Genomic DNA, 16,842 nt, shown 5'->3' with positions numbered 1-16,842 from the left:
TGGGGACAATGGAGAGATGCCAATGACTGATTTCGATTTTGCCCTCGGCGAGACTGCGGATATGATTCGCGACACCACCCGCCGCTTCGCCGATGATCGTATCACCCCGCTGGCTGGCCGGATTGATGCGGAGGACTGGTTTCCCCGCACGCTGTGGCCCGAAATGGGCGAACTTGGCCTGCATGGCATCACTGTGGATGAGGCCGATGGTGGCCTTGGCCTTGGCTATCTGGAGCATGTCGTCGCGCAGGAGGAAGTCGCCCGCGCCTCCGCCTCCATAGGTTTGAGCTATGGTGCCCACTCCAATCTTTGCGTCAACCAGATCCGCCGCTGGGGCAATGCCGAGCAAAAGGCGCGCTACCTCCCCAAACTCATTTCCGGTGAGCATGTCGGCAGCCTCGCCATGTCCGAAACTGGGGCCGGGTCGGACGTCATGGCAATGAAGCTGCGCGCCGACAAAAAGGGCGACCACTATATCCTGAACGGCACCAAGTTCTGGATCACCAATGCGTCCGAGGCCGACACTTTGGTCGTCTATGCCCGTACCGGGGACGGTACGAAGGGGATCACCACCTTCCTCATCGAAAAATCCATGCCGGGCTTTTCGATCGGGCAGAAGATCGACAAGGTCGGGATGCGCGGATCACCGACAGCCGAACTGGTGTTCGACGATTGCGCTGTGCCGGAAGAGAATATTATGGGGCCGCTCAATGGCGGCGCGGGCGTGCTGATGTCAGGCCTTGACTATGAACGCACCGTGCTGGCGGGCATCCAGCTTGGCATCATGCAGGCCTGCCTCGATGTCGTTCTGCCCTATGTCCGCGAACGCCAGCAGTTTGGCAAACCGATTGGCGCGTTCCAGCTGATGCAGGCCAAGATCGCTGACATGTATGTCGCCCTCAACAGCGCGCGCGCATACGTCTATGCCGTCGCCAAAGCGTGCGACGCGGGCCGCACCACCCGCTACGACGCGGCGGGCGCGATCCTGCTCGCCAGCGAAAATGCGGTGAAGGTCGCGCTCGAAGCGGTCCAGGCGCTGGGCGGCGCGGGTTACACGAAGGACTGGCCGGTCGAACGCTTCATGCGCGATGCCAAGCTGCTCGACATTGGCGCAGGCACGAACGAAATCCGCCGCATGTTGATCGGCCGGGAACTGCTGGCGGGATGATTCACGGCTTGCCGATGAACAGGAATCCAACCCCCGCCATGATGCAGGCGAAGGCGGCGAAATGGCGCCAGTGCAGCGGTTCGCCCAGCACCACGACCATGAACCCGCCGAAGATCACCAGGGCGATGGCCTCCTGTGCGACTTTGAGTTGCCCTGCGGACCAGCCATGGGCAAAGCCGATGCGATTGGCGGGGACGGCAAAACAATATTCGACCAGCGCGATGCCCCAGCTGATCAGGATGACCAGCACTAGCGGCTTGGTCATACCGCCTTTCAAATGCCAGTACCAGGCGACGGTCATGAAGAGGTTTGAAATGACGAGGAGAGCAATGGTGGGCATGAACGGCCTCGAACAGGGCAGGGGACACAGCTGTGGCACCATCGGGCGCGGGAGCGCAAGGGCATGAGCGCGCCAGTCCTCGACACCAAATTGTCCCCCGACAGCGACGCCTTCCGCGCCAACACCGCGAACAACCGCGCGCTGGCCGACGAACTGCGCGCCAAAGTCGCCGCCGCAGCCGCAGGCGGCTCCGCCAGCGCCCGTGACAAGCACACCGCACGCGGCAAACTGCTGCCTCGCGACCGCGTCGAGCGCCTGCTTGATCCCGGCTCGCCCTTCCTGGAAATCGGCCAGCTTGCCGCCAATGGCCTTTATGGCGATGAAGTCCCCGGTGCGGGCCTGATCGCCGGGATTGGCCGCGTCGCCGGTCGTCAGGTCATGATCGGCTGCAACGACGCCACGGTAAAGGGCGGCACCTACTACCCCGTCACCGTGAAGAAGCATCTGCGCGCGCAGGAAATCGCGCTCGAAAACCGGCTGCCCTGCATCTATCTGGTCGACAGCGGCGGCGCGAACCTGCCCAACCAGGCGGAGGTATTCCCCGACCGCGACCATTTCGGCCGCATCTTCTATAATCAGGCGAACCTCTCGGCGCAGGGCATTCCCCAGATCGCCTGCGTCATGGGCAGCTGCACCGCGGGCGGCGCTTATGTTCCCGCCATGTCCGACGAAACCGTCATTGTCCGCAATCAGGGCACGATCTTCCTGGCCGGGCCGCCACTGGTGCAGGCCGCGACCGGTGAAGTCATCACGGCAGAGGATCTGGGCGGCGGCGACCTGCATGGCCGCAAGTCGGGCGTGGTCGATCATGTCGCCGACAGTGACGATCATGCGCTCACCATCGTCCGCGACATCGTCTCGACCCTGCAACCCGACCGCAAGCCGGACCTCAACCTGCGCGAACCCCGCCCGCCCAAATATGATGCGAGCGACCTGTACGGCATCATCCCCGACGATGTCCGCGCGCCCTATGATGTGCGCGAAATCATAGCCCGGATTGTGGACGGCAGCGAATTTCACGAATTTAAAGCCCTCTACGGCACCACATTGGTCTGCGGCTTTGCCCATATCTGGGGGATGCCCGTCGCCATCCTCGCCAATAACGGCGTCCTGTTCAGCGAAAGCGCGCAAAAGGGCGCGCATTTCATCGAACTCGCCTGCCAGCGGCGTATCCCCTTATTGTTCCTTCAGAATATCTCCGGCTTCATGGTCGGCGGCAAATATGAGGCGGAGGGGATCGCCAAACATGGTGCCAAACTCGTCACCGCCGTCGCCACTGCGCAGGTGCCCAAAATCACCGTCCTGATCGGCGGCAGCTTTGGCGCAGGCAATTACGGCATGTGCGGCCGAGCCTATCAACCCCGCTTCCTCTTCACCTGGCCCAATGCGCGCATCAGCGTGATGGGCGGCGAACAGGCCGCATCCGTCCTCGCCACCGTTCACCGCGACGCGGCCAAATGGACGCCGGAAGAAGCCGAAGCCTTCAAGACCCCCGTCCGCCAGAAATATGAAGAAGAAGGCAACCCCTATTACGCCACCGCCCGCCTATGGGACGACGGCGTCATCGACCCCGCGCAAACCCGCGATGTGCTGGGGCTGGCCTTTGCCGCCGCGCTGAACGCCCCGGTTGGCGAGAGGGCGCAATTTGGCGTGTTTCGGATGTGATGGGGGTGGGCGCGCCCCTAAAATTCCTTCCCCAGCTTGTCTGGGGGAGGGGGACCGTCCGGCGCAGCCGGATGGTGGAGGGGCAATCGCGCCACCGCCTCAACCAGGACCAGACGCATGACCGCATCCAGATCGGTCAGCACATCCCGCGCGGCAATGCGCAGCGTATGGATGTCCGCTTTGGCAAACCATCGGTCACGTTCAGCATCCCGCTCGATTTGCGACCTGTCGGCGTGGCCCTCGCCATCGATCTCGATCGCAAGCCTTGCATCGGCACAATAAAAGTCGAGGACAAAAGGACCGCTCGGATGTTGCCGACGAAATTTCAAACCATGCGGTCGCTCACGAAGCACTTGCCACAGCAGCACCTCGGGCAGCGTCATCGTCCGACGCAACTGCCGCGCTTTGCGCACAGTGCCAGTTCTTGCCTTGGGCGCCCGGTCTTTCAGCATCGCGCTACCACCCCTCCACCATGCTTCGCATGGTCCCCCTCCCCGAGACAAGCTCGGGGAGGATTTTTAGCGACATTGCCTTTCCATTCCTCCCTGAGCTTGCTCGGGGAGGGGGACCGTTCGGCGCAGCCGAATGGTGGAGGGGCAGGAAGGACAGCCTCATGATCCAATCCCTCCTCATCGCCAATCGCGGCGAAATCGCCTGCCGTATCATCCGCACCGCGCGCGCGATGGGCATCCGCACCGTCGCCGTTTACTCCGACGCCGACGCACAAGCCCTCCATGTCCGCTCCGCCGACGAAGCCGTCCATATCGGCCCGTCCCCGGTGCGTGAATCCTATCTGTTGGGGGACCGCATCATCGCCGCCGCCCAGCAAACCGGCGCGCAGGCGATCCATCCCGGCTACGGCTTCCTGTCCGAAAACGCCGAGTTCGCGCAGGCGGTCATCGACGCAGGGCTGATCTGGGTCGGACCCAACCCGTCCTCTATCACCGCCATGGGCCTTAAAGACGCCGCCAAGCAATTGATGCAGGATGCGGGCGTCCCCACCACGCCCGGCTATCTCGGCGCAGACCAGTCGCCCGCCTTTCTCGCGGCCCAGGCCGACGCCATCGGCTACCCGGTCCTGATCAAGGCGGTCGCGGGCGGCGGCGGCAAGGGGATGCGCAAGGTGGACGCCCCCGCCGATTTCGCCGACGCACTCGCCTCCTGCCAGCGCGAAGCCGCATCCAGCTTCGGCAACGACCATGTCCTGCTCGAAAAATGGGTCACCAACCCGCGCCATATCGAGGTGCAGGTGTTTGGCGACACCCACGGCAATGTCGTCCACCTGTTCGAACGCGACTGCTCGCTCCAGCGCCGCCATCAAAAGGTGATCGAGGAAGCCCCGGCACCGGGCATGGACGCCGCCACCCGCGAAGCCATCTGCTCCGCCGCCGTCCGCGCCGCCAAAGCGGTGGACTATGTCGGTGCAGGCACGATCGAGTTCATCGCCGACGGATCGGAAGGCCTGCGCGCCGACCGCATCTGGTTCATGGAAATGAACACCCGGCTTCAGGTCGAACATCCCGTGACCGAGGAAATCACCGGCGTCGATCTGGTCGAATGGCAACTGCGCGTCGCATCGGGCGAACCGCTGCCTTTGGCGCAGGACCAGCTCAGCATCAACGGCCACGCCATGGAAGCGCGGCTTTATGCGGAGGATCCGATCAAGGGCTTCCTGCCGTCCATCGGTCGCCTCGACACGTTCGACCTGGGGGAAGGCTGCCGCATCGACACCGGGGTAGGGCAGGGCGCGGAGATTTCGCCCTTCTACGACCCGATGATCGCCAAGATGATCGCCCATGGCGCGACCCGTGATGACGCCCGCGAAACCCTCGCCGCCGCGCTCGACGATACTGCCATCTGGCCACTCAAGACCAATGCCGGTTTCCTCGTCAAGGCGCTGGAGCATCCCGATTTCGTCGCTGCCCGGCTCGACACCGGCCTGATCGGGCGCGAAGGCGATGCGCTGATGCCGCCCCATCATCCCGAAGCCGAAGCGCTGGCCGACGCGGCGGCTGCGTTGACGCCGGGCGGGGTGCTGGCGGGCTTCCGTCTCAACGCGCCAGTGCGGGCGGAGGCACCCTTCCTGCTCGACGGCGAGACCATCACCATCGCCTTCGACCCGCGCGGTGGGGAGGCTGATCCCAACCATGAGGATGTGCTGATCGCCCAGGCGGGTCAGGTCTGGCGGCTGGCCCCATGGCGCGCGACCGGCGGCGCAGGCGGCGGTGCCTCAGACGGCGCGATCCTCTCCCCGATGCCCGGCCGCATCATCGCCGTGTCAGTCGCGGCGGGTGACGCAGTGGTCAAGGGCCAGAAACTGCTGACGCTCGAAGCCATGAAAATGGAACACAGCCTCATCGCCCCCTTCGACGGCACCGTGGCCGAACTCAACGCCAGCGAAGGCGGACAGGTGAGCGAAGGCGTGCTGCTGGCCAAGATCGAGAAGGCGGAGGGGTAAGGCGCGCATCACGCCTTCCCACCGTTCGTTTCGAGCGCAGTCGAGAAACCTGCGCGCGACGTTTCTCGACTTCGCTCGAAACGAACGGGCTGTATGTCCTACCGAACTTCCATCTGCTATAACAAACTGTAATCACTAAACTTTCGATATATTTCCACGCATCAAATGGGCGAAGATCGAAAAGTTAGAGCCAAGAGGGGGCAAAAATGGCCGGACGCTATTTCGACCAGTGGACCATCGGCGACAGTATCGCCCACGACATCCGCCGCACCGTGACGGAGACGGACAATCTCCTCTTCACGACCATGACCCATAACCCCCAGCCGCTCCATCTCGACGCGGAAGCGGCCAAAGCCTCTGAATTCGGACAGATTCTCGTCAACGGCACCTTCACCTTCGCGCTGATGATCGGCCTGTCGGTGGGCGACACGACGCTCGGCACGCTGGTCGCAAACCTGGGTTATGACAAGCTCGTCATGCCAAAGCCGGTGTTCATCGGCGACACGATGCGATGCGAATCCGAAGTCACGGACCTGAAGGAAAGCCGCTCCCGCCCGGACGCGGGAATCGTCACTTTCACCCATCGCCTGATCAATCAGCGCGACGAAATCACCTGCCAATGCCTGCGCATGGCGCTGCTCAAGAAGGCGACGGCCTGAGCGATGATCGGGCGGCCTATGGCCAATATTTTGCGCAAAAGACCGTTGCCAGCCCGATTTCCCTCGCCTATAGCCGCGCACATCGGGGCCTTAGCTCAGCTGGGAGAGCGCGTCGTTCGCAATGACGAGGTCAGCGGTTCGATCCCGCTAGGCTCCACCATATTTCCAGAAAAGCCGGATTTCGCGCAGCAGCGAAGTCCGGCTTTTCCTATTCTCCCCCGGCTCCAGTCCGGCGGCAATGGCCCTTCACCCGCTCGGCTTGCCGTTCTAGACCGGAGGCAATAGGGGGATCAGTCCATGTCCAACGCGCCATTCGCCATCACCGCCCATGACGTCGCCGACGCCGCCCGCATCATCGCGCCCGCCGCCATCGTCACGCCCTTGCTGGAAAATGCGGCACTGAACGCTTTGGCTGGCCGCCGGGTTTTCCTGAAGTTTGAGGGCGCGCAACATACCGGATCGTTCAAATTCCGCGGTGCCTATAACCGCCTCGCCCGGCTGAACGCAGCGGAGCGCGCGGCGGGCGTCGTCGCCTGGTCATCGGGCAATCATGCCCAGGGCGTCGCCGCTGCCGCCCGCCTGCTCGGCATCCCGGCAACCATCGTGATGCCCGCCGACGCGCCCGCGATCAAGCTGGCCAACACCCGCGCCTTGGGTGCAGATGTCGTAACCTATGACCGCCATCGCGACAGCCGCGAAGCCATAGCGGCCGAACTGGCGGGCGAGCGCGGCGCGACGATCGTGCCGTCCTTCGACGATCCTTTCATCATCGCGGGGCAGGGGACGGCGGGACTGGAAATCATGGCGCAGGTCCAGGCCGCAGGCGCATCGGTTGGCCAGATACTCGTCTGCTGCGGCGGTGGCGGCCTGACTGCCGGGATCGCAACGGCGGTAAAGGCGCAGTCACCCGACACCGCCATCTATAGCGTCGAACCACGCGACTTTGACGACACCGCCCGATCGCTGCGCAGCGGCGTGCGCGAACAGGTTGTCCCCGGCGCACGCTCGATCTGCGACGCCTTGCTGTCGCCCAGCCCCGGCGAACTGACCCTGCCGATCATGCGCGCGCTGGTGACCGATGGCCTGACCGTCAGCGACGATCAGGTGCGCGACGCCATGCGTTTCGCCTTCTCCACGCTCAAGCTGGTGGTCGAGCCAGGCGGTGCTGTCGCGCTGGCGGCGATGCTGGCGGGGCTTGCGCCGCCGTGCGACGGGGCCAGCGTCGTCGTCATGTCAGGCAGCAACGTCGATCCGGCGATGTTTGCGCAGATCATCGCGCCATGATCGACCCGCGCGCCATCCGCACTTTCCTGGCTGTCGTGCGCAGCAATTCGATCAGCGGCGGCGCGCGCCTGCTCAATATATCGCAGCCGTCCGTATCCAACGCCATCGCCCAGCTGGAACAGACGCTGGGCGTATCCCTGTTCGAACGCTCGCGCAGCGGCATCCAGCTGACCCCGGAAGGGGAGGCGCTGCTGCGGCGCGCGGAATCGATCGACAGCCTGTTGCGCGATGCGGAGGCGGAGGTGAAGCTGGCGAGTGCAGGCGTCGCAGGGCCGCTGCGCGTGGGTGGCACGCCCGGCGCGCTGGTCAGCCTGTTGCCCGATGCGGTTCGGCGTCTGGAGGACCAATTCGGCCAGTTTGCGCTCCATGTGGTGGAACGGCCCGACCATGATCTTGCCGCGATGCTGCATCGGGGCGAGATTGAACTGGCCTTCGTCACGACCGGGATCGAGGAGCCGCCGGAAGGCATAGAGGAACGCACCTTCTCGCGCGATCCTTTCGCGCTGATCGTCGGACGGCAAAATGATCATCTGCCCGCGCGCGTCTCCCTGCGTGAGATGAAGGCGATGCGCTGGGTGCTGCCCGAAGCGCGCGGCGCATTCCGGCGACAGATCGACGCCCTGTTCATGGCCGCCAATGTGCCCGCGCCGCAGGACATCATCCGCTGCGATTCCCTGCTGACGACCAAAGCGCTGGTGCGGGGCAGCCGCCGCGTGACGATATTGCCGATGCAGGTGGCGTCGGCGGAACTGTCGATCGGCGTGTTGCGCGCGATTCCGATCGAGGAAGCGCAATTCCCCCGCGCGATCGGTGTCCGGCAGGTGGCCGGGCGACGGCTGTCGCGGCTGGGCGCGGCGCTGCTCGATGTGCTTATCCATAGCTCCAAGCTATGACATTGCCAAAAATCATTATTTTTGTTGTGGGTCAAATCGCGTCATAAGAAACGCCAACACATAGGCTTTCAGGAGAGCGCGCCGTGCGGCAACTGATCCGCAACATCAGCATATTCGACGGCACCGGCAGCGCCCCCGCGCCCGGCGCGGTCCTGATTGACGGCGACCGCATCGCCGCAGTGCTGAGCGAGGACGCTGACATTGTCCAGCTCACTGTCGACAAGGTGATCGACGGGCAGCGCGGCACATTGATGCCCGGTATGGTTGATTCCCACACCCACCTGACCTGGGGCAGTTCGGTCGAGAAAATCTACCACCAGTTCATCCTGCCCGCCGACGAACTGAAAGTCGCGGCATGGCGCAATGCCCGTGTGCTGCTCGACCATGGTTTCACCAGCGCCTATTCGGCGGGCGCACTGGGCGATCATATCGAACCCGAACTGGCTCGCGCCATTGCGGCAGGCGAAACCCCCGGCCCGCGCCTCGTCCCCTCGACGCTGGAACGCAGCCCGGAAGGCGAAGAGGGTGTCGAAACCGGGGACGTGTTCAATGGCCGTGGCGCGCAGTCGATGCGCGATTTCGTCACCTATTGCGCGGATCAGGGCGTCCAGTCATTGAAGCTGGTGATTTCGGGCGAGGATGCGTTGAAGCCCGGTTCGTCGGGCGATATCCTCTACACCGACGAAGAAATGCAGGCGGCGGGCGAAGCGGCAAAGGAAGCGGGCCTGTGGATCGCTACACACGCTTATTCGCCCCGCGCGATCCAACTGGCCCTCGAAGCTGGTGCGCGCATTCTCTACCATTGCTCCTTCGCTGATGAGGCGGCGATTGACGCCATGGTCGCGCACAAGGACCAGATTTTCTACGCTCCCGGTCCCGGCGTATCGGTCGCCGCGCTGGAAGCAACCCCGCCGCCCCATATCAACATGGCGTCCATGAAGGCCAGCGCCGCCGAGCGGCTGGAATTGGAAGCCAGGCTGGTGCCTGAATTGAAGCGCCGCGGCGTGCGTGTGTTGATCGGCGGCGACTATGGCTTTCCGTTCAATCCCAATGGCCGCAACGCCCGCGACCTCGAACATTTCGTCACCCGCTTCGGCTTCACCCCCGCTGAGGCGCTGAGCGCAGCGACGATGCTGGGCGGGCAGCTGATGGGGCTGGACGTGGGCCAGGTGAAGGCCGGTTATCTCGCCGACCTATTGCTGATCGATGGTGATCCGACGCAGGACGTGACGATCCTGCAAGATGCCAGCCGCCTCAAGATGATCATGCAGGGCGGCAAATTGCACAAAGCCCCCGTCACCGAGCCGGTAACGGCCTGATAGCGCCACAAGAAAGACGACAATGTTCGATGTTGCGATTATCGGCTGCGGGCCGGTAGGGGCCTTTGCGGCCAATTTGCTGGGCAAAAGCGGCCTGTCGGTCCTCGTGATCGAGAAGGAAGCCAACCCCTATCCGCTGCCCCGCGCGGTGCATCTGGACCATGAAATGATGCGCCTGTTCCAGACGGCGGGTGTCATTGACCGGGTCGCTGGCGACATGCGCGATACCGAGGGGCATCTGCATGTCGGTGCGGACCATGGCGTTATCAAATATATGGGCACGGTTGGCCGGGCTCGGCCGTTCAGCTGGTCCAACGACTATTTCTTCTACCAGCCCGAACTGGAACAGCATCTGCGCGACGCCTTGGCCGCGCACGATAATGTGACTGTCCAGCTTGGTGTCGGGTTTGAGGGACTGACACAAGATACTGATGGCGTGACGCTGCACCTGTCGGGTGGCGACTCCGCACTGGCGCGCTATGTCATCGCTTGCGACGGGTCGCGCAGCGCGGTGCGCAAGGCGCTCGGCATTGCGCTCGACGATCTGGATTTCGAGGAACCCTGGCTGGTGGTCGATGCCGAAGTCGATGGCTCCGTCCGCTTCCCCGACCTGTGGGGCGTGCCCGAAGCCGCCGACCTGCAAAAATTGTCGGTGATGATCTGCGACCCCAAACGTCCCGCGACCATCGTGCCGGGGCGCGGCAATCACCGCCGCTGGGAATTCATGCTGCTGCCGGGTGAGGAAGACCAGGCGATGATGGAACCGCATAATGTCGCGGCCCTGGTTGCGCCCTACCTCTCCGGCGTGCCGCACAAGGTGGTGCGCGCGGCGACCTATCGCTTTCATGGTCTGGTCGCGAAGCAGTGGCGGCAGGGCGGCGTCTTTCTGGCGGGCGACGCCGCGCACCAGACGCCGCCATTCTTCGGGCAGGGCATGTGCCATGGCCTGCGCGATGTCGCCAATCTGGCGTGGAAGCTGGCGGCGGTGGTCAAGGGTGACGTGCCCGATGTGCTGCTCGATACCTATCAGCCCGAACGCGACCCGCATGTTCGCGCCGTGATTTCTGCCGCCGTGGGCGCTGGTCGCTACATCTGCGTGCTTGACCCGCAGGCTGCCGCTGCCCGTGACGCCGAAATGCGCGAAGCAGCCAAAGTGACGCAGCAAGGCACTGCTGCCGACCTGATCCCCGCCATTTCGACTGGCATCGTAGCGCTCGGCACGCCGGGCGCTGGCGAACGCTTCATCCAGCCGCGCGTTGGCGACCAATTGCTCGACGATGTGACCGGCCATGGCTGGCGGTTGTTCGCACGCCACGCCGTCCCCGCGCCCAATGATGTGACCGTGGTAGCGCTCGACACGCTCGACGATGGCGGCGCGATCGCCGCCTGGCTCGATGCGCGGGGCGCGAATGCGCTGCTGCTCCGTCCCGACCATTATGTTTTCGGCACCGGTGAACCGGCGGACCTGATCGCGCTGCGCGACGCGCTGATCGCGGGAACCATTGCTCAGGAGATTGCGGCATGACCCTGACCCTTGCCCAGGCACGGACCATCATCGACACCGCCCTGGCGCAGCCGCGCGGCGACAATCCACCGGCGCTCGCCGTCGTGGTGCTGGACGCAGGCGCGCATCCCGTCGCCTTCGCGCGGGAGGATGGTGCCAGCCTGTTCCGCTTCGACATTGCCAAGGCCAAGGCGACAGGCGCGCTCGGCATGGGCGCGGATACCCGCGTCATTGCCGGGCGCGCGGCCAACAATCCGGCCTTCTTTCAGAGCGTGGTGGCCGTCACGGGCGGTCAGCTCGCTCTGTCACCCGGCGGCGTCCTGATCCGTGAGTTGGAAGGTACGGCGATCGGCGCCGTCGGGATCAGCGGCGACACCGGCGATTGTGACGAAGCCTGCGCCATCGCCGGCATATTGGCCGCCGGCCTGACCCATGGAGACGTGAAATGAAGTTGCGCAGCATCGAATTGTCGCTGCCCGGCGTGGCGGAGGCAGCCGCCTTCCTGACCGATATATGGGGCATGGCACCTGCGGCGGTCGAAGGGGAAACCCATTATCTGCGCGGGTCGGGCAGCTTCCCCTATCTGATCGCGCTGGAGGAATCGGCGGACTGCTATGTGCGGTCCACGACCTTCGTCTGCACCGCCGATCGGCTGGAGCAGCTCAAGCGATCGGTGACCGCAGCCGGGCTGATTGCCGCGTCCGTCGTGTCGGAAGATTTGGGTGGCGGTCATGGCATTATCGTCGAACTGGCCGAGGGTGAATTGCTGCGCTTTCTGGTCGACGCCGAAGAGGTCGCGCCGATCGAGGGGCGCGACCTGCCGGTCAAGCTGACTCATGTGGTGTTCAACAGCATCGACGCGGAAATGACCGGCCATCTGGTCGAGGATGCGCTGGGCTTCCGCGTGTCGGACCGGACCAAAGGCATGGTGTTCGTGCGCTGCAATGACTCGCATCATTCGACCGCCTTTGCCCGATCGGGCTTTGCCAGCCTGAACCATATCGCGTTCGAGATGGAAGATCTGGACGCGGTGATGCGCGGCATCGGCCGCCTGCGTGACCAGAATATGGCGCCGGCCTGGGGGCCGGGCCGCCATGGTCCGGGTGCCAATGTGTTTGCCTATTTCATTGCCCCGTTCGGCCCGGTCATCGAATTTTCGACCGCCGTGAACAAGGTGTCCGACGATTATCCAGTGGGCGCCCCGGACGACTGGACCTGGCCCGCCAGGCGGATCGACCAGTGGGGCATTTCGAACAAGGATTTCGACGGCCTGCGCGCCGCCGAGGAAAAATTCCGCCATCGCCGCGACTGGGAAGCCCGGTCGCTGGACGTCCTGACAGAGGGAAATATCTAATGCGTTACGTCAGCTTCCGCCGCCCCGACGGTACTGCCAGCTTCGGCCGTCTGGACGGCGAAACCATCGTCGAACTGGCGAGCGATGCCGTGCCGAGCCTGAAGGCTGCGCTGACCGATGGCAGCCTGCCCACGCTGGCCGATGGCGCATCCTTTGCCGCTGCCGATGTCGTGCTGCTGCCGGTCATTCCCGATCCCGCCAAAATCCTGTGCGTCGGCCTCAACTATGCCGAGCATGTCAAGGAAACCGGTCGCGAGCAGAAGGCGCATCCCGCCATCTTCGTGCGCTATGCCGACAGCCTGGTTGCCGATGGCCAGCCGATGGTGAAACCCGCCGTGACCGAGCGTTTCGATTATGAAGGCGAACTTGCGGTCGTGATCGGCAAGCCCTGTCACAAGGTCGTAGCCGCCGACGCCATGGCCTATGTGGCAGGCTATAGCGCGTTCAACGACGGGTCCGCCCGCGACTGGCAGCGCCACAATATCCAGTTCACGCCGGGCAAGACCTTTCCCGGCACCGGCGGCTTTGGCCCCGCGCTGGTGACGCCGGACGAGATCGCCGATCTGGGCGCGCTCAGTGTCCAGACCCGGTTGAACGGTGACATCGTGCAGCACCAGCCGGTCAGCGACATGATCTGGGATATTCCCACGGTCATCGAATATATTTCCGCCTTCACCCCGCTCAGCCCCGGCGATGTCATCGCCACCGGCACGCCCGGCGGTGTCGGCGATAAGCGCACCCCGCCGCTCTACATGAAGGCCGGGGACAAGGTGGAGGTCGACATCGGCACCATCGGCACGCTGACCCACCGGATCATCGACGAAGCCTGAATATCTACGGACGACCCAATGAAAAGAAGGGGAGGAGTTACCATGCGTAAACGGACTATTTCGATCGCGGCGCTTGCCAGCGCGAGTGTCTTTGCTCTGGCCGCACCGGCCATGGCGCAGGATGTGGTGCCGCAGGCGGCGGCGGAAACCGCCAACGGCATCGACATCGTCGTCACCGCGACCCGCCGCTCGGAACGTTTGCAGGACGTGCCTCTGGCCGTGTCGGCTATCAGTGCCGATCAGCTTGCAGCGACCGGGTTCAAGGATCTGACCAATATCGCCTACACTTTCTCCGGTGTACAGTTCGGCACGACGCCCAACGATGCCGGCTTCCGCGTCCGCGGCGTCGGCACGCTGGGCGGTTTTACCAGCGCATCCGAAGCGCCCGTCGGCCTGGTCGTCGATAACGTCGTTGTCGGCTTCGGCAGCCCGGTCAACAGCCTGGGCGATCTGGAACGGATCGAAGTGTTGAAAGGTCCGCAGGGCACCCAGTTTGGCAAGAACGCGTCGTCGGGTGTGATCAATATCACGACCAAGCGCCCCGAACTGGGCGAATTTGGTGGCAGCGCCTTTGCTTCCTACGGTTCGCTGAACGAACGCGACATTCATGGTGCGGTGAACGTGCCGCTGGGCGAGAAGGCGGCGCTCAACATCTATGCTTTCGATCGCGCCTATGATGGTTTCATCAAGAACATAGTCCGCAACGAAGAGTGGGGTGGCCAGCATTTCTATGGCACCCGCGCCAAGCTGCTGGTCGAGCCGACCGATGGTTTGTCCATCTATGTGATCGGCGACTATTCGCGCCAGAAACAGAAGGGGCCGGGCCAGACCTGGACGCTCAACAAGCTGTCGGTGGCGCAGACCGCACCGGGTGGCATTGCCGGTCTGCCCTTCGTCAACCTCGCTGCACTGGGCGTTACGCCGGGCCTGCACAACAATGTGTCGATCGAAAATGGTCAGGGCTTTTATGACGTCGAAAATTACGGCGCGTCGCTTCAGGCCGATCTGGAAATGGGCGATTTCACCCTGTCGTCTATCACCGCCTATCGCGAGTTCAACGAAGCCCCCTACGTCTATTCGATCGACGGCCTGCCCTATTCCAAATTTGCCGCAAAATCGAAGGGCGAAACCAAGCGCTTCTATTCGCAGGAACTGCGCCTGACGTCGCCCTCAGGCCAGCCGCTCGAATATATTGCAGGTCTGTATCTGTCGCGGCAAAAGACCGGCCTTGGCGGCGGCCAAAGCGCCACGCTCAGCCCGGCGTTGCCCTATTCGGTATTCCCGACCATTTCGATCACCGGCGGCTACAATGTCACGCGCACCACGTCAGACAGCGCAGCTTTGTTCTTCGACGGTAAATATCACATCACCGACACGCTCAGCCTGATCGGTGGCGGTCGTCTGACGCGTGACAAGGTGAAGGCCAGCAACTTCTCCTATGTTGATCCGGCGCTTGCACCGTTCGTGCCACCGATGCCGTCCAATGGCTTCACTCCGTCCGGCACTTTGCCGTACACGGCGCGCCCGCTTCAGACTAGCGTTGCCAAAAAGACGGACATTTCGGGCCGTGCGGGTCTGGAATATAAACCTGATCGCGACCTGCTGTTCTACGCCACCTATGCCCGTGGTTATCTCGGCCCGACGGTCACATTCTCCGGCCTGTCCGGCACCCGCAGTTCGGTCGCGCCGCAGACGGTGAACGACATTACCGCAGGCGCGAAGATGCAGTTCCTGAACCGCACCCTGACGCTGAACCTCAATGCTTTCTGGGACAAATATAAGGATCTCCAGACGTCCGTGTTCGACGGCCAGGAATTCCTGACCGAAAATGCTGGTGGCGCGGAAGTGAAGGGCTTTGAGGTCGAGGCGGTTGTCCGTCCGGGCCAGGGCTTCAGCTTCAACACGTCGCTCACCTATTCGGACGCGAAATTCACCGATTACATCACCGCCTGTCCCGGCGTGATCGTGCGGGCGGGCAATGCGGCGACACAATGTACCGCGCCCGGTTCGACCGCAGCGACGCCGCTTTATCAGGCGGCGGGCAACGTCCTGCCCGGTTCGCCCAAGATCAGCGTCGTCATGGGTGCCAACTGGGAGCGTCCGATCACCGATACGTTGACGTTCGACGCATCGGCGAACATCTCGTTCCGCAGCAAGACGCAGAATGCGGTGGCCGACAAAAATACCGTGCAGCCTGCTTATGAGGTAGTGAACCTCAATGTCGGTCTGGGCGATGCGGACGGCGCATGGCGCGTTGGCGCCTTCGTCCGTAACCTGTTCAACACCGACTTCAACTCGGCGATCCTGGGCTTGCCCTTCTCAGACGGTGGCTATGTGAACTGGCGGACGCGCGAGGCTGAGCGTACCTTTGGCGTATCGCTCGAAGGCCGCTTCTAAAGCATGAGCGGGTCGTCGTCCGGCATGGGCGGCGACCCCTTCGCATGACGGGCCGGGCGAGCGGTTTTGAGCAGAAGGATGACGCAGCGTGCAACCCACCGACATCAGACATGCAATTGCTGCCATGGGGACTGACCTTGGTCCCGACGTCCTGGCGCAATGCCGTGCGTTGTTCGATACGGAACAGACTGCCTTTCAGGCTGCTGTGCCAGTGACGCAGGGCGATATTGCCTATGGCCCGCATGAACGGCACCGGCTGGATATCTACGCGCCGCTGGACGCTACCGGCCCCGTGCCGGTGCTGGTCCTTGTCCATGGCGGGGGTTTCCTGAAGGGCGATAAAGGTTCGAGTGGGGGCGGGGCGGATGCCTGGCCCAATGCCAATGTCGGGCGGATGGCGGCGCAGGCGGGCTTTGTCGGCGTGGTCATCAACTACCGGCTCGCCCCCGATCATATGTGGCCTGCCGGGTCGGAGGATGTTGTGGCGGTCGTCGCATGGCTCAAGGCGAATGTTGCGCAGCATGGCGGCGATCCTGACCGGATCGTGCTGGCTGGCACATCGGCGGGCGCGGTTCATGTTGCGGGCTATCTCAAGCTGGCGGGAGACGCGGACATTCGCGGCGCGGTGCTGCTGTCGGGCCTCTATGGCTACACGCAGTTGGATGAGCGGGATTTGCTCTATTATGGCGACGCGGCCCTCTATCCAGAGCGGATGCCGATGGAGGCGGTTGCGACCACCAGATTGCCGCTGCTGGTCGCCTGTGCGCAATATGATCCGCCGCGCTTTCAGGCTGAGTTTCTGGGGCTGATGCAGGACCGGCTGGCCCGTCACGGCGCGATGCCGCGCGCGGTCATCATGACCGGCCACAATCATTACACGATGCCGATGCATCTGGGCACCGCCGACCGGCGGCTGGCCGACGAGATATGCGCCTTCGTGCGCGACATAAGTCATTGAACAGGGAGATGAT

15 protein-coding genes and 1 tRNA gene are annotated in these 16,842 nt (G+C 63.7%); 14 read left to right on the top strand and 2 right to left on the bottom strand.

The genetic code is table 11. The annotated features are described in order from the left end of the window. The first annotated feature begins 22 nt into the window (after window positions 1-22). Window positions 23-1,168 (top strand): isovaleryl-CoA dehydrogenase, encoded by a 1,146-nt coding sequence (locus tag D0Z70_RS03695; RefSeq protein WP_119744021.1) that lies wholly within the window; start codon window positions 23-25, stop codon window positions 1,166-1,168. A gap of 1 nt (window position 1,169) precedes the next feature. Here D0Z70_RS03695 and D0Z70_RS03690 read toward each other — a convergent pair whose 3' ends face one another. Next, on the bottom strand, window positions 1,170-1,508 hold the full coding sequence (locus D0Z70_RS03690) for a DMT family protein (protein WP_119744020.1): 339 nt from the start codon (window positions 1,506-1,508) through the stop codon (window positions 1,170-1,172). 63 nt (window positions 1,509-1,571) lie between these two features. On the opposite strand from D0Z70_RS03690, the gene D0Z70_RS03685 reads away from it, so the two are divergent. Next, window positions 1,572-3,173, top strand: coding sequence for a carboxyl transferase domain-containing protein (locus D0Z70_RS03685; RefSeq protein ID WP_119744019.1), 1,602 nt, complete (start codon window positions 1,572-1,574; stop codon window positions 3,171-3,173). Window positions 3,174-3,190: 17 nt separating this feature from the next. Here D0Z70_RS03685 and D0Z70_RS03680 read toward each other — a convergent pair whose 3' ends face one another. After that, entirely contained in the window at window positions 3,191-3,625 is a 435-nt protein-coding gene (locus D0Z70_RS03680; protein ID WP_119744018.1) for an endonuclease domain-containing protein, read from the bottom strand. A gap of 161 nt (window positions 3,626-3,786) precedes the next feature. Here D0Z70_RS03680 and D0Z70_RS03675 point away from each other — a divergent pair, with 161 nt between their 5' ends. The 12 genes from D0Z70_RS03675 to D0Z70_RS03620 all read left to right on the top strand — a co-directional run bounded on the left by D0Z70_RS03675 (window position 3,787) and on the right by D0Z70_RS03620 (window position 16,829). Continuing rightward, window positions 3,787-5,631, top strand: a complete 1,845-nt coding sequence (locus D0Z70_RS03675) for an acetyl/propionyl/methylcrotonyl-CoA carboxylase subunit alpha (protein WP_119744017.1) — start codon at window positions 3,787-3,789, stop codon at window positions 5,629-5,631. 206 nt (window positions 5,632-5,837) lie between these two features. Next, window positions 5,838-6,290: a MaoC family dehydratase gene (locus tag D0Z70_RS03670; RefSeq protein ID WP_119744016.1), complete on the top strand. Its 453-nt coding sequence runs from the start codon at window positions 5,838-5,840 to the stop codon at window positions 6,288-6,290. An 84-nt stretch (window positions 6,291-6,374) separates the two neighbouring features. Continuing rightward, window positions 6,375-6,450, top strand: a tRNA-Ala gene (locus D0Z70_RS03665). A 137-nt stretch (window positions 6,451-6,587) separates the two neighbouring features. Then, window positions 6,588-7,574 (top strand): threonine ammonia-lyase, encoded by a 987-nt coding sequence (locus D0Z70_RS03660; protein WP_119744015.1) that lies wholly within the window; start codon window positions 6,588-6,590, stop codon window positions 7,572-7,574. After that, a complete protein-coding gene (locus D0Z70_RS03655; protein ID WP_119744014.1) occupies window positions 7,571-8,467 on the top strand; it encodes a LysR family transcriptional regulator in 897 nt (298 codons plus the stop codon). Before D0Z70_RS03660 ends, D0Z70_RS03655 begins: the two co-directional genes overlap by 4 nt. An 83-nt stretch (window positions 8,468-8,550) precedes the next feature. After that, window positions 8,551-9,786 (top strand): amidohydrolase family protein, encoded by a 1,236-nt coding sequence (locus D0Z70_RS03650; protein WP_119744013.1) that lies wholly within the window; start codon window positions 8,551-8,553, stop codon window positions 9,784-9,786. 22 nt (window positions 9,787-9,808) lie between these two features. Beyond that, the gene (locus D0Z70_RS03645; protein ID WP_119744012.1) at window positions 9,809-11,311 is read left to right on the top strand and encodes a bifunctional 3-(3-hydroxy-phenyl)propionate/3-hydroxycinnamic acid hydroxylase; all 1,503 of its coding nucleotides are present in this window, start codon (window positions 9,809-9,811) and stop codon (window positions 11,309-11,311) included. Continuing rightward, window positions 11,308-11,739: a GlcG/HbpS family heme-binding protein gene (locus D0Z70_RS03640; protein WP_119744011.1), complete on the top strand. Its 432-nt coding sequence runs from the start codon at window positions 11,308-11,310 to the stop codon at window positions 11,737-11,739. The genes D0Z70_RS03645 and D0Z70_RS03640 overlap by 4 nt, the downstream gene beginning before the upstream one ends. After that, window positions 11,736-12,644, top strand: coding sequence for a VOC family protein (locus tag D0Z70_RS03635; RefSeq protein ID WP_119744010.1), 909 nt, complete (start codon window positions 11,736-11,738; stop codon window positions 12,642-12,644). The genes D0Z70_RS03640 and D0Z70_RS03635 overlap by 4 nt, the downstream gene beginning before the upstream one ends. Continuing rightward, on the top strand, window positions 12,644-13,474 hold the full coding sequence (locus tag D0Z70_RS03630) for a fumarylacetoacetate hydrolase family protein (protein ID WP_119744009.1): 831 nt from the start codon (window positions 12,644-12,646) through the stop codon (window positions 13,472-13,474). Before D0Z70_RS03635 ends, D0Z70_RS03630 begins: the two co-directional genes overlap by 1 nt. A gap of 42 nt (window positions 13,475-13,516) precedes the next feature. Next, window positions 13,517-15,871 (top strand): TonB-dependent receptor, encoded by a 2,355-nt coding sequence (locus tag D0Z70_RS03625; RefSeq protein ID WP_119744008.1) that lies wholly within the window; start codon window positions 13,517-13,519, stop codon window positions 15,869-15,871. Between the two features lie 124 nt (window positions 15,872-15,995). Then, window positions 15,996-16,829 (top strand): alpha/beta hydrolase, encoded by an 834-nt coding sequence (locus D0Z70_RS03620; protein WP_239018796.1) that lies wholly within the window; start codon window positions 15,996-15,998, stop codon window positions 16,827-16,829. The last annotated feature ends 13 nt before the right edge of the window (window positions 16,830-16,842 follow it).

The sequence above is a fragment of the Sphingobium terrigena genome, assembly GCF_003591655.1.
Lineage (GTDB): Bacteria > Pseudomonadota > Alphaproteobacteria > Sphingomonadales > Sphingomonadaceae > Sphingobium > Sphingobium terrigena.
This window is presented reverse-complemented; position numbering and strand designations above follow the sequence as displayed.

What these genes read in the sequence shown, in the direction of transcription:
- D0Z70_RS03675 (WP_119744017.1), top strand. Translation starts at nt 3,787, where the DNA reads ATGATCCAATCCCTCCTCATCGCCAATCGCGGCGAAATCGCCTGCCGT.
- D0Z70_RS03695 (WP_119744021.1), top strand. Translation starts at nt 23, where the DNA reads ATGACTGATTTCGATTTTGCCCTCGGCGAGACTGCGGATATGATTCGC.
- D0Z70_RS03680 (WP_119744018.1), bottom strand. Translation starts at nt 3,625, where the DNA reads ATGCTGAAAGACCGGGCGCCCAAGGCAAGAACTGGCACTGTGCGCAAA.
- D0Z70_RS03655 (WP_119744014.1), top strand. Translation starts at nt 7,571, where the DNA reads ATGATCGACCCGCGCGCCATCCGCACTTTCCTGGCTGTCGTGCGCAGC.
- D0Z70_RS03670 (WP_119744016.1), top strand. Translation starts at nt 5,838, where the DNA reads ATGGCCGGACGCTATTTCGACCAGTGGACCATCGGCGACAGTATCGCC.
- D0Z70_RS03635 (WP_119744010.1), top strand. Translation starts at nt 11,736, where the DNA reads ATGAAGTTGCGCAGCATCGAATTGTCGCTGCCCGGCGTGGCGGAGGCA.
- D0Z70_RS03640 (WP_119744011.1), top strand. Translation starts at nt 11,308, where the DNA reads ATGACCCTGACCCTTGCCCAGGCACGGACCATCATCGACACCGCCCTG.
- D0Z70_RS03645 (WP_119744012.1), top strand. Translation starts at nt 9,809, where the DNA reads ATGTTCGATGTTGCGATTATCGGCTGCGGGCCGGTAGGGGCCTTTGCG.
- D0Z70_RS03625 (WP_119744008.1), top strand. Translation starts at nt 13,517, where the DNA reads ATGCGTAAACGGACTATTTCGATCGCGGCGCTTGCCAGCGCGAGTGTC.
- D0Z70_RS03630 (WP_119744009.1), top strand. Translation starts at nt 12,644, where the DNA reads ATGCGTTACGTCAGCTTCCGCCGCCCCGACGGTACTGCCAGCTTCGGC.
- D0Z70_RS03685 (WP_119744019.1), top strand. Translation starts at nt 1,572, where the DNA reads ATGAGCGCGCCAGTCCTCGACACCAAATTGTCCCCCGACAGCGACGCC.
- D0Z70_RS03690 (WP_119744020.1), bottom strand. Translation starts at nt 1,508, where the DNA reads ATGCCCACCATTGCTCTCCTCGTCATTTCAAACCTCTTCATGACCGTC.
- D0Z70_RS03660 (WP_119744015.1), top strand. Translation starts at nt 6,588, where the DNA reads ATGTCCAACGCGCCATTCGCCATCACCGCCCATGACGTCGCCGACGCC.
- D0Z70_RS03620 (WP_239018796.1), top strand. Translation starts at nt 15,996, where the DNA reads ATGGGGACTGACCTTGGTCCCGACGTCCTGGCGCAATGCCGTGCGTTG.